The sequence below is a fragment of the Halomonas shantousis genome (genome assembly GCF_054654615.1).
Window position 1 is genome coordinate 3,659,083 of the sequence record NZ_BAAIER010000002.1, and the last position, 12,320, is coordinate 3,671,402.

The following is a 12,320-nucleotide window of genomic DNA, read 5'->3' on the forward strand; positions in this document are numbered from 1 at the left end:
CTCTTTACGTTAGCTAACGGTTAACCGTTCTGGTTGATGACAGCTTCAACGACGCTGGACGGCGCCTCATCGTACTTAGCAAACTCCATGGAGTAGCTTGCACGGCCCTGGGTCTGAGAACGCAGATCGGTCGCGTAACCGAACATCTCGCCCAGCGGCACCAACGCGCGGATGATCTTGCCGGAGGAAGAATCATCCATGCCCTGCACCAGACCACGCCGGCGGTTCAGGTCGCCCATCACATCGCCCATGGACTCCTCGGGAGTGACGACCTCGACCCGCATTACCGGCTCCAGCAGAACGGCCTTGGCCTTTCTGGCGCCTTCCTTGATCGCCATGGAAGAGGCGATCCTGAACGCAGTCTCGTTGGAGTCCACATCGTGGTAGGAACCGTCGAACAGCGTGACCTTGACGTCAATCATCGGATAGCCGGCGATGACACCATTCTGCAGCTGCTCATAGGCTCCTTTCTCGACGGCCGGCACGTATTCCTTGGGCACCGTGCCACCTACGATCTCGGACGCAAACTTGAAGCTGAGCTCCTCGTCTTCGCCCTTGTCTTCGGCCGTCAACGGCTCGATACGCAACCAGACGTGGCCGTACTGGCCGCGACCGCCGGACTGACGTACGAACTTGCCTTCCTGCTCGACCTTGCCGCGAATGGTTTCGCGATATGCCACCTGCGGCTTGCCGATATTGGCCTCGACCTTGAACTCGCGACGCATGCGGTCAACGATGATGTCGAGGTGCAGCTCACCCATACCGGAAATGATGGTCTGTCCGGTCTCGACATCAGTCTTGACGCGGAAGGACGGGTCTTCCTGGGCGAGCTTGCCCAGCGCGACGCCCATCTTTTCCTGATCGGCCTTGGACTTCGGCTCGACGGCAACCGAAATGACCGGATCGGGGAACTCCATGCGCTCAAGAACGATCTTGGCATTCGGATCGCACAGGGTGTCGCCGGTCGTGACATCCTTGAGCCCGACACACGCGGCGATATCGCCGGCATAGAGCTCTTTGATCTCTTCACGCGAGTTGGCGTGCATCTGCACGATACGGCCGACACGCTCCTTCTTGTCCTTCACGGAGTTGTAGACGCCATCGCCCGATTTCAGGACGCCGGAGTAGACACGAATGAAGGTCAGGGTACCGACGAAAGGATCGGTGGCGATCTTGAACGCCAGCGCTGCGAAGGGAGCCGTATCGTCCGCTTCACGCGTCTCGATAGTGCCTTCCTTGTCGTCCAGCTCACCCTCGATGGCCTTGACCTCGGTGGGCGACGGCAGATATTCGATAACGCCGTCAAGCACCGCCTGTACGCCCTTGTTCTTGAACGCGGAGCCACAGGTGACCAGGACGATTTCGTTGTCCAGCGTGCGGCGACGCAGAGCGGACTTGATCTCTTCCTTGGAGAGGTCGCCCTCTTCAAGGTATTTGTCCATCAGCTCTTCGGAGGCCTCGGCGGCAGCTTCGAGCATCTGCTCGCGCCACTCGTCGGCAGTATCCTTCAGCTCGGCCGGAATATCGACCAGCTCGTAGGACATGCCCTGATCGGCCTCGTTCCAGACGATGGCCTTCATCTCGATCAGGTCGATGACGCCCTTGAACTCGTCTTCCGCGCCCCAGTTGATCTGGATCGGCACGGCGTTGGCGCCCAGGCGGCTCTTGAGCTGATCGACGACCATGAAGAAGTCGGCACCGGCACGGTCCATCTTGTTGACGAACACCATGCGCGGGACTTCGTACTTGTTGGCCTGGCGCCAGACGGTCTCGGTCTGCGGCTGTACGCCGGAGGAGCCGCACAGCACCACGACGGCACCGTCGAGCACACGCAGAGAACGCTCGACCTCGATGGTGAAGTCGACGTGCCCAGGTGTGTCGATGATATTGATGCGATGCTCATCGAACTGCTTGTTCATGCCCTGCCAGAAACAGGTGGTCGCCGCGGAGGTGATGGTGATACCACGCTCCTGCTCCTGCTCCATCCAGTCCATGGTGGCGGCGCCATCATGGACCTCACCGATCTTGTGCGACAGACCGGTATAGAACAGGACACGCTCGGTAGTCGTCGTCTTACCAGCGTCGACGTGGGCCACGATACCGATATTGCGGTAACGCTTAAGTGGTGTCTTGCGTGCCACGATGGGATTCCCCGTTGGTTAGAAGCGGTAGTGAGAGAAGGCCTTGTTGGCATCTGCCATGCGATGCACGTCTTCACGCTTCTTCACAGCAGCACCCTTGCCTTCGGCGGCGTCCAGCATTTCGCCGGCGAGACGCTGCACCATGGTCTTCTCACCACGGTTGCGGGCAGCGTCGACCAGCCAGCGCATCGCCAGCGCCTGGCGGCGTGAAGGGCGAACCTCCACCGGCACCTGATAGGTGGCACCACCGACACGGCGTGACTTGACCTCCACCATCGGCTGGATGGCTTCCAGCGCTCTGTCGAAGATGTCCAGCGGCGCATCTTTACCACGCTCGGCAACCCTGTCCAACGCACCATAGACGATGCGCTCAGCTACGGACTTTTTGCCGCTGACCATCAGGTGGTTCATGAACTTCGCCAGGCGCTCACTTCCGAATTTCGGATCCGGCAGGATCTCGCGCTTTGCAGCAACTCTTCTTCTAGGCATGATAAGCCCTCAGGTAGAAGGGTCTTTCAGGTAAACTCGAGACGACCCGGACGGGGCTCGACCTTACTCTTATCAGACCGACAATGTCTGGTTTATCCGAGAAGCCCGAATCACTTCGGACGCTTGGTGCCGTACTTGGAACGGCCTTGCTTACGGTTCTGGACACCGGAGGTGTCGAGAGCGCCGCGTACGGTGTGGTAACGCACACCCGGCAAGTCCTTGACACGACCGCCACGAATCAGGACCACGGAGTGCTCCTGCAGGTTGTGACCTTCACCACCGATATAGGAAGTGACTTCGTAGCCGTTGGTCAGACGAACACGGCATACTTTACGCAGTGCTGAGTTCGGCTTCTTCGGGGTAGTGGTGTAGACGCGGGTGCAAACCCCACGCTTTTGCGGGCAAGACTGCAGCGCCGGCACGTCGCTCTTGGCGACGGGACGCTTGCGCGGCTTGCGCACGAGCTGATTGATGGTTGCCATGGTTTGTAGCTGACTCCAATGGTTGCCTTGGCCTTATCAATGGCACAGGGCACACCTGCCCATTGATAAAGGCTGCGAATTCTACTGGCTGGTCGCAAGGGTCGTCAAGACCGGCCGCCGTTTCGCGGCCGGTCTTGGCATTTCCTTACAATTCGTCGTCGTCCGAATCGAGCGCAGTGAGCTGAGCACCCAACTCCTGCTCGACATCGAAGGCCGACGGGTGGAGCGTACGCTCGACGTCTTCACGCTTGCGACGGCGCTCCGCATGGTGGGTCAGGCCGGTACCGGCCGGGATCAGGCGTCCCACCACCACGTTCTCCTTCAGTCCCCGCAAATAGTCACGCTTGCCGGTGACTGCCGCTTCGGTCAGCACGCGGGTCGTCTCCTGGAACGAGGCCGCCGAAATGAACGACTCCGTCGCCAGCGAGGCCTTGGTGATGCCCAGGAGCAGGCGATCGAACTTGGCCGGGAACTTGTCTTCCTGCTGCAGGCGTGCATTCTCTTCCGCCACGCGCACATACTCGACCTGATCGCCGGGGATGAAGCTCGAGTCGCCGGCATCGGTGATCTCGACCTTGCGCAGCATCTGACGCACGATCACCTCGATGTGCTTGTCATTGATGCCGACCCCCTGCAGACGATAGACGTCCTGGATCTCGGTGGTGATGTACTTGGCCAGTTCCGCCACGCCCAGCAGACGCAGGATATCGTGCGGGTTGCTCGGCCCGTCGGAGATGACTTCGCCCTTCTCGACGGTCTCGCCCTCGAACACTGCGATCTGGCGCCACTTGGGAATCAGCATCTCGAACGGATCGCCACCTTCCGGTGTGATCGTCAGACGCCGCTTGCCCTTGGTCTCCTTGCCGAAGGTCACGGTACCGCTGATCTCGGCGAGAATGGCCGGCTCCTTCGGCTTGCGCGCCTCGAACAGATCCGCGACACGCGGCAGACCCCCGGTGATGTCCTTGTTGCCCGACGCCTCCACGGGAATACGCGCAATGACTTCACCGACACCGATGCCCGCGCCATTCTCTACCGAGACGATGGCATTGCCCGGCAGCAGGTACTGAACCGGCGTATTGGAGCCCGGCAATGTCACGTGCTCACCCGTTTCGTCCTGCAGCATGATCATCGGACGCTTGTCGCGTCCTGCTGCCGGGCGTGCCGCGGATTCGATCACCTCGATGGAAGACAGCCCGGTCATCTCATCGACCGTGCGGTGAATCGAGATGCCTTCCTCCATGTCGATGAACTGCACCTTGCCCTCGACCTCGGCGACGATCGGATGCGTGTGCGGGTCCCACTTGGCCACCAGTGCACCCGGCTCGACATTGTCGCCGTCCTTGACCGACAGCTCGGCACCGTAAGGCAGCTTGTAGTACTCGCGTTCGCGCCCGTGGTCGTCGGCCACCGCCAGGGCGCTGGAGCGGGATACCACCACCAGTCGGCCGTTGGCACGCTCGACGGACTTGATATTGTGCAGACGCACCGTACCGCCGTGCTTGACCTGCACGCTATCGGCCGCCGAGGCACGCGATGCGGCCCCGCCGATGTGGAAGGTACGCATGGTCAGCTGGGTACCCGGCTCGCCGATCGACTGCGCGGCAATGACACCCACCGCCTCGCCGATATTGACCTGATGGCCGCGCGCCAGATCGCGCCCGTAGCAGCCGGAGCACACCCCGTGAGCCGTGTCACAGGCGATGGCGCTGCGCACCACGATCTCATCGACGCCCATGGTGTCGAGCCGCTCGCACCACGCCTCATCGAGCAGCGTACCGCGCGGAATCAGCACTTCATCGCTAGCCGGATCGACGACATCCTGAGCCACCACGCGGCCCAGCACGCGCTGCGCCAGCGAGACGATGACGTCGCCGCCCTCGATGACCGGATGCAGCGTCAGGCCTTCCTCGGTGCCGCAATCCTGCTCGGTGATCACCAGGTCCTGGGCGACGTCGACCAGACGACGCGTCAGATAACCGGAGTTGGCGGTCTTGAGTGCCGTATCCGCCAGCCCCTTACGCGCCCCGTGGGTGGAGATGAAGTACTGAAGTACATTCAACCCCTCACGGAAGTTGGCGGTAATCGGCGTCTCGATGATCGAGCCATCCGGCTTGGCCATCAGGCCACGCATCCCCGCAAGCTGACGAATCTGCGCCGCGCTACCACGGGCACCGGAGTCGGCCATGATGAACACGCTGTTGAACGAGTCCTGCTCGACCTGGTTACCTTCGCGGTCAGTGACGGTCTCCTTGGAGATGCCCGCCATCATCGCCTTGGCGACTTTGTCGTTGGCCTTGGACCAGATGTCGATGACCTTGTTGTACTTCTCGCCCGCGGTCACCAGACCGGAGGAGAACTGGTCCTCGATCTCCTTGACCTCATCCTCGGCCGCATCGACGATCGCCTTCTTCTCGTCGGGAATGACGAAGTCATTGACGCCGATCGACGCTCCGGACCAAGTCGCCAGACGGAAGCCGGTATACATCAGCTGGTCGGCGAAGATGACCGCATCCTTGAGGCCGGCACGGCGGTAGACCTCATTGATCAGCCCCGAAATGGCCTTCTTCTTCATCGGCTGGTCGACCAGCTCGAAGGGCATGCCCTTGGGCAGAATGCGGAACAGCAGCGCACGACCCACGGTAGTATCGAACAGCGAGGTCCGGGCAACCGGCTCACTGCCCTCCTCTTCGGGCAGATACTCGGTCAGACGCACCTTGACCCGGGCGTGCAGCGACACGCTCTGGGTACCGAAGGCACGCTCGACCTCGTTGAGGTTGGCGAATGCCATGCCCTCGCCCTTGGCGCCGATCTTCTCGCGCGTCATGTAGTACAGCCCCAGCACCACGTCCTGGGACGGTACGATGATCGGCTCGCCGTTGGCCGGTGACAGCACGTTGTTGGTTGCCATCATCAGCGCACGGGCTTCGAGCTGGGCTTCCAGCGTCAGCGGTACGTGAACCGCCATCTGGTCGCCATCGAAGTCGGCGTTGTAGGCGGCACACACCAGCGGATGCAGCTGGATGGCCTTGCCCTCGATCAGCAGCGGCTCGAACGCCTGGATGCCCAGACGGTGCAGGGTCGGTGCGCGGTTGAGCAGCACCGGATGCTCGCGAATGACGTCGGCGAGGATATCCCACACTTCCGGCAGCTCGCGCTCGACCATCTTCTTGGCTGCCTTGATCGTGGACGCCTGTCCCGACAGCTGCAGCTTGGAGTAGATGAACGGCTTGAACAGCTCGAGCGCCATTTTCTTGGGCAGACCGCACTGGTGCAGACGCAGGGTCGGGCCCACGGTGATGACCGAGCGGCCGGAATAGTCGACGCGCTTGCCCAGCAGGTTCTGACGGAAGCGCCCCTGCTTGCCCTTGATCATGTCGGCCAGCGACTTCAGCGGACGCTTATTGGAACCGGTAATGGCACGACCGCGACGCCCGTTGTCGAGCAGTGCGTCGACCGACTCCTGCAGCATGCGCTTCTCGTTACGCACGATGATGTCCGGCGCATTGAGATCGAGCAGACGCTTCAGGCGGTTGTTGCGGTTGATCACACGGCGATACAGATCGTTGAGATCCGAGGTCGCGAAGCGACCGCCGTCCAGCGGTACCAGCGGACGCAGGTCCGGCGGCAGCACGGGCAGCACTTCCATGATCATCCACGCCGGCGCATTGCCGGACTTGTAGAAGGCTTCCAGCAGCTTCAGGCGCTTGGAGAGCTTCTTGATCTTGGTTTCGGAGTTGGTCTGCGGAATCTCCTCACGCAGGCGGTCGATCTCCTCGGCCAGATCGATGTCCTTGAGCAGTGCCTGGATCGCCTCGGCGCCCATGCGCGCGTCGAAGTCGTCACCGAACTCCTCGAGCGCCTCGAAATACTGCTCGTCATTAAGCAGCTGACCACGCTCGAGTGTGGTCATGCCCGGATCGATGACCACGAACGATTCGAAATACAGCACGCGCTCGATGTCGCGCAGGGTCATGTCGAGGAACATGCCGATGCGTGACGGCAGCGATTTCAAGAACCAGATGTGCGCGACCGGGCTGGCCAGTTCGATATGGCCCATACGCTCGCGACGCACCGCGGCCTTGGTGACCTCGACGCCGCACTTCTCGCAGATGATGCCGCGATGCTTCATGCGCTTGTACTTGCCGCACAAGCACTCGTAATCCTTTACCGGCCCGAAAATCTTGGCGCAGAACAGGCCGTCACGCTCAGGCTTGAACGTACGGTAATTGATGGTTTCCGGCTTCTTGACCTCGCCATAGGACCAGGAGCGGATCATGTCCGGCGACGCGAGCGTGATCTTGATCGCGTCGAACTCTTCGGACTGTGCCTGCGATTTGAGGACTTTCACCAAATCTTTCATGGGGTCGGCTCCGTTGCGGAGTTGTCATGAGCGGGGCCCGAAACTTCCGGGACCCCGCGGACCGTCATTCTCGACAGCGTCAGGCCTTCAGCCTTCCAGCTCGATATCGATGCCCAGCGAGCGAATTTCCTTCACCAATACGTTGAAGGACTCCGGCATGCCGGCCTGCATGGTGTGGTCACCATCGACGATGCTCTTGTACATCTTGGTACGCCCTTCGACATCGTCGGACTTGACCGTGAGCATTTCCTGCAAGGTGTAGGCCGCGCCGTAGGCCTCCAGGGCCCAGACCTCCATCTCACCGAAGCGCTGCCCGCCGAATTGCGCCTTGCCGCCCAGCGGCTGCTGGGTGACCAGCGAGTAGGAGCCGGTGGAGCGCGCATGCATCTTGTCATCCACCAGGTGGTTGAGCTTGAGCATGTACATGTAACCCACGGTCACCGGGCGATCGAACTTCTCGCCGGTACGTCCGTCGGACAGCTCCATCTGGCCCGACTCGGGCAGATCGGCCAGCTTGAGCAGATGCTTGATCTCGTGCTCCTTGGCCCCGTCGAATACCGGCGTGGCGATCGGCACACCGCCGCGCAGGTTGCGCGCCAGAGTGATGACCTCCTCGTCGGAGAGCGAGTCGATATCTTCCTGACGGGTGCCCGGGGTGTTGTACACCTGCCCCAGGAACTCGCGAATCTCGTTCACCTGCTGCTCGCGGGCGTCACGCAGCATACGCTCGAGCTTGACGCCCAGCCCGCGGGCCGCCAGGCCCAGGTGGGTCTCGAGAATCTGCCCGACGTTCATGCGCGACGGCACGCCCAACGGGTTCAGCACGATATCGACGGGCTCGCCAGTCTTGTCGAAGGGCATGTCCTCGATCGGCATGATCGCGGAGATGACACCCTTGTTACCGTGACGGCCGGCCATCTTGTCGCCCGGCTGGATGCGACGCTTGACCGCCAGGTAGACCTTGACGATCTTGAGCACGCCCGGCGCCAGATCGTCGCCCTGGGTGAGCTTGCGCTTCTTGTCTTCGAAACGCTCGTCCATCTCCTTGCGACGGTTCTCCAGCTGCTCGTCGGCCTGCGCCAGCAACTCGTTGAGCGTCTCGTCCTGCAGGCGCAGCTTGAACCACTGCTGACGCGGCAGCTCGTCGAGATACTCCTCGGAGAGCACGTCGCCCTTCTTGAGCTTGGGCCCGCCGTTGACCGGCTGATCGAGCAGCGTGCGCTTGAGGCGCTCGAAGGTGGCATCCTCGGCGATGCGGTAGGTCTCCTGGAGATCCTTGCGCACCTCGTCGAGCTGCATCTGCTCGATGGACAGCGCGCGGGAGTCCTTCTCGACGCCGTCGCGGGTAAAGACCTGCACGTCGATGACCGTTCCCTTCATGCCGGTCGGTGCACGCAGCGAGGTGTCCTTAACATCGCTGGCCTTCTCACCGAAGATCGCGCGCAGCAGCTTCTCTTCCGGGGTCAGCTGGGTCTCGCCCTTGGGCGTGACCTTGCCGACCAGGATGTCGCCGGGGCCGACCTCGGCGCCGATGTAGACAACGCCCGCTTCGTCGAGCTTGCCCAGCGCCGATTCCCCGACATTGGGAATATCCGAGGTGATCTCTTCCGCACCCAGCTTAGTGTCGCGGGATACGCAGGTCAGCTCCTGGATATGGATCGTGGTGAAACGATCCTCCTGCACCACCCGCTCGGAGACGAGAATGGAGTCCTCGAAGTTGTAGCCGTTCCAGGGCATGAAGGCGATGCGCATGTTCTGCCCCAGTGCCAGGTCGCCCATGTCGACGGACGGGCCATCGGCCAGGATGTCGCCACGGGCAATCACGTCACCCGGGCGCACGATGGGACGCTGGTTCTGACAGGTGTTCTGGTTGGAGCGCACGTACTTGGTCAGGTTGTAGATATCGACGCCCGCTTCGCCGCCGATGATCTCCTCCTCGTTGACCCGCACCACGATGCGCTTGGCATCGACCGAGTCGATCACCCCGCCGCGGCGCGCCACGGCGCATACGCCGGAGTCACGCGCCACGAAACGCTCCATTCCGGTGCCCACCAGCGGCTTGTCGGCACGCAGGGTCGGCACCGCCTGACGCTGCATGTTCGACCCCATCAGAGCGCGGTTGGCGTCGTCGTGCTCGAGGAACGGAATCAGCGCCGCGGCGACGGAGACCACCTGACGCGGCGACACGTCCATCAAGGTCACCTTGTCGGGTGCCATGAAGGTGGTCTCGCCCTTGTGGCGGACCTGAACCAGATCGTCGACCAGCTTGTTGCCTTCATCGACGGTGGCCGAGGCCTGAGCGATGATGAAATCGCCCTCCTCGATCGCCGAGAGATGCACCACCTCGTCGGTGACCTGACGATCCACGACCTTGCGGTACGGCGTCTCGAGGAAGCCGTAGCTGTTGGTGTGGCTGTAGGTGGCCAGCGAGTTGATCAGACCGATGTTCGGACCTTCCGGCGTCTCGATCGGGCACAGACGGCCGTAGTGCGTGGCGTGAACGTCGCGCACCTCGAAGCCGGCGCGCTCACGGGTCAGACCACCCGGGCCGAGGGCGGAGACACGACGCTTGTGCGTCACCTCGGAAAGCGGGTTGTTCTGGTCCATGAACTGCGACAGCTGGCTCGAGCCGAAGAATTCCTTGACCGCCGCCGCGACCGGCTTGGCATTGATCAGGTCCTGCGGCATCAGGCCTTCGCTCTCGGCCATGGATAGACGTTCCTTGACCGCACGCTCGACACGCACCAGCCCTACGCGGAACTGGTTTTCGGCCATCTCGCCGACACAACGGATGCGACGGTTGCCCAGGTGGTCGATATCGTCGACGTCGCCGAAGCCGTTACGAATGGCGATCAGCTCCTTGAGCACGTCGAGGATGTCATCGTTGCCCAGCACACCCGGCCCCTCGTCGCTATCGCGACGCAGGCGGCGGTTGAACTTCATGCGACCGACGCCGGAAAGGTCGTAGCGGTCCTCGGTGAAGAACAGGTTGTGAAACAGCGTCTCGGCCGCTTCCTTGGTGGGCGGCTCGCCCGGACGCATCATGCGATAGATCTCGACCAGCGACTCGAGCTGCGAGCGCGTGGTATCGATCCTCAGCGTGTCGGACATGAACGACCCGCAGTCGAGCTCATTGGTGTAGAGCGTCTCGAGCGAGGTGATGCCCGCACGGCCCAGCTTCTCGAGCAGCTCCGGCGTGATCTCGGTGTTGCATTCGCAGATCAGCTCGCCGGTGTTGGGATCGACCTGATCCTTGGCCAGCGTCTTGCCAAACAGGTACTCCATCGGCACCTCGAGACGCTCGAGACCCGATTTTTCCATCTGCTTGATATGCTTCTGGGTGATGCGACGGCCCTCTTCGACGATCACGCTGCCATCGACATCCTTGATGTCGAAGGTGGCGGTTTCACCGCGCAGGCGCGACGGCACCAGATCCACCGAGAAGCCCGCTTCCTCGATGTGATAGGTGCTGGTGACGAAGAAGGTCTCGAGGATCTCCTCGGCGCTCATGCCCAGCGCACGCAGCAGCACGGTCGCCGGCAGCTTGCGGCGACGGTCGATACGTACGAAGACGTTGTCCTTGGGGTCGAACTCGAAGTCCAGCCAGGAGCCACGGTAAGGGATGATCCGCGCAGAATAGAGCAGCTTGCCCGAGGAGTGGCTCTTGCCCTTGTCGTGATCGAAGAACACCCCCGGCGAACGGTGCAGCTGGGAGACGATGACACGCTCGGTACCGTTGACGACAAAGGTCCCGTTCTCGGTCATCAGGGGGATTTCCCCCATATAGACTTCCTGCTCCTTGATGTCCTTGATCGCCCGGTTGGATGACTCCTTGTCATAAATGATCAAGCGCACCTTGACCCGCAACGGTGCCGAGTAGGTCACTCCGCGAAGCTGACACTCCTTGACGTCGAACGCCGGGGTACCGAAACGATAACTGACGTACTCGAGAGCGGCACTTCCTGAGAAACTCTCGATGGGGAACACGGACTTGAAGGCTGCGTTCAGGCCGACATCAAGACGCGCCTCGGGTGCCCGGTCCTGCTGGAGGAAGTCGTAATAGGAATCAAGCTGGATGGCCAGCAGGTAGGGCACATCCATTACTTGTGGCAGTTTGCCGAAATCCTTGCGGATGCGTTTTTTCTCAGTGTATGAGTAAGCCATCTGTATTCCCCAGCTTGTTCACCATGGGTGACCGATGCGTGGTCGGCGCCACCTGACGGGGCGGACCCACCCCGTCAGGCGCTGACGGCAAGCCCCCATCGAGAGGCTCGCCGTCGGAATTCGTCTAGCGGTAGTCTGACAACGCCAGGCTAGTCACAACAGAAAAAGGCCGGCAGCGGGAAGCCCGCCACCAGCCGTGGAAGCTTACGCAGCGCGTGAAGCCATGAGCACGAAGTTACTTGAGCTCCACGCTTGCGCCGGCTTCTTCCAGCTTCTTCTTGGCCGCTTCGGCATCGTCCTTGGACATGCCTTCCTTGACGGTCGCCGGAGCGCCGTCTACGGCTGCCTTGGCTTCTTTCAGGCCGAGACCGGTGATCTCGCGAACCACCTTGATGACGTTGACCTTCTTGTCACCGGCGCCAGTCAGCACCAGATCGAATTCAGTCTGCTCTTCAGCGGCTTCGCCAGCAGCAGCCGGGCCAGCAACAACGGCCGCAGCAGCGGAAACGCCGAACTTCTCTTCCATTGCGGAAACCAGTTCAGCGACTTCCATAACGGACATTTCGGCGACGGCGTTGATGATGTCTTCTTGAGTCAGTGCCATGATATGTTTCCTAAACTTTGCGGAGCGCCCCGCATCGCGGTTCAGCGCTCAATAAACCCATTCACGTTTCAGACAAT

6 protein-coding genes are annotated in these 12,320 nt (G+C 61.6%); all 6 read right to left on the reverse strand.

What is annotated here, in order from left to right; all coding sequences use genetic code 11:
• Nucleotides 1–20 precede the first annotated feature (20 nt).
• The 6 genes from fusA to rplL all read right to left on the reverse strand — a co-directional run bounded on the left by fusA (nt 21) and on the right by rplL (nt 12,243).
• Nucleotides 21–2,141 (reverse strand): elongation factor G, encoded by a 2,121-nt coding sequence (fusA, locus tag ACYQ12_RS17315; protein ID WP_459874158.1) that lies wholly within the window; start codon nt 2,139–2,141, stop codon nt 21–23.
• Between the two features lie 18 nt (nt 2,142–2,159).
• Nucleotides 2,160–2,630, reverse strand: coding sequence for a 30S ribosomal protein S7 (rpsG, locus tag ACYQ12_RS17320; RefSeq protein WP_459874160.1), 471 nt, complete (start codon nt 2,628–2,630; stop codon nt 2,160–2,162).
• Between the two features lie 110 nt (nt 2,631–2,740).
• Nucleotides 2,741–3,112 carry a 30S ribosomal protein S12 gene (gene rpsL, locus ACYQ12_RS17325; protein WP_459637555.1) on the reverse strand — a complete coding sequence of 124 codons (372 nt, stop codon included), beginning with the start codon at nt 3,110–3,112 and terminating at the stop codon, nt 2,741–2,743.
• 145 nt (nt 3,113–3,257) lie between these two features.
• A complete protein-coding gene (rpoC, locus tag ACYQ12_RS17330) occupies nt 3,258–7,475 on the reverse strand; it encodes a DNA-directed RNA polymerase subunit beta' (protein WP_459874163.1) in 4,218 nt (1,405 codons plus the stop codon).
• 87 nt (nt 7,476–7,562) lie between these two features.
• Nucleotides 7,563–11,639 (reverse strand): DNA-directed RNA polymerase subunit beta, encoded by a 4,077-nt coding sequence (gene rpoB / locus ACYQ12_RS17335; RefSeq protein WP_459874165.1) that lies wholly within the window; start codon nt 11,637–11,639, stop codon nt 7,563–7,565.
• 235 nt (nt 11,640–11,874) lie between these two features.
• Nucleotides 11,875–12,243: a 50S ribosomal protein L7/L12 gene (gene rplL / locus ACYQ12_RS17340; protein ID WP_459874167.1), complete on the reverse strand. Its 369-nt coding sequence runs from the start codon at nt 12,241–12,243 to the stop codon at nt 11,875–11,877.
• Nucleotides 12,244–12,320 lie beyond the last annotated feature (77 nt).

Coding starts and splice junctions, on each gene's coding strand:
- rpoC (WP_459874163.1), bottom strand. CDS start 7,475: ATGAAAGATTTGGTGAAAGTCCTCAAATCGCAGGCACAGTCCGAAGAG.
- rpoB (WP_459874165.1), bottom strand. CDS start 11,639: ATGGCTTACTCATACACTGAGAAAAAACGCATCCGCAAGGATTTCGGC.
- rplL (WP_459874167.1), bottom strand. CDS start 12,243: ATGGCACTGACTCAAGAAGACATCATCAACGCCGTCGCCGAAATGTCC.
- rpsG (WP_459874160.1), bottom strand. CDS start 2,630: ATGCCTAGAAGAAGAGTTGCTGCAAAGCGCGAGATCCTGCCGGATCCG.
- rpsL (WP_459637555.1), bottom strand. CDS start 3,112: ATGGCAACCATCAATCAGCTCGTGCGCAAGCCGCGCAAGCGTCCCGTC.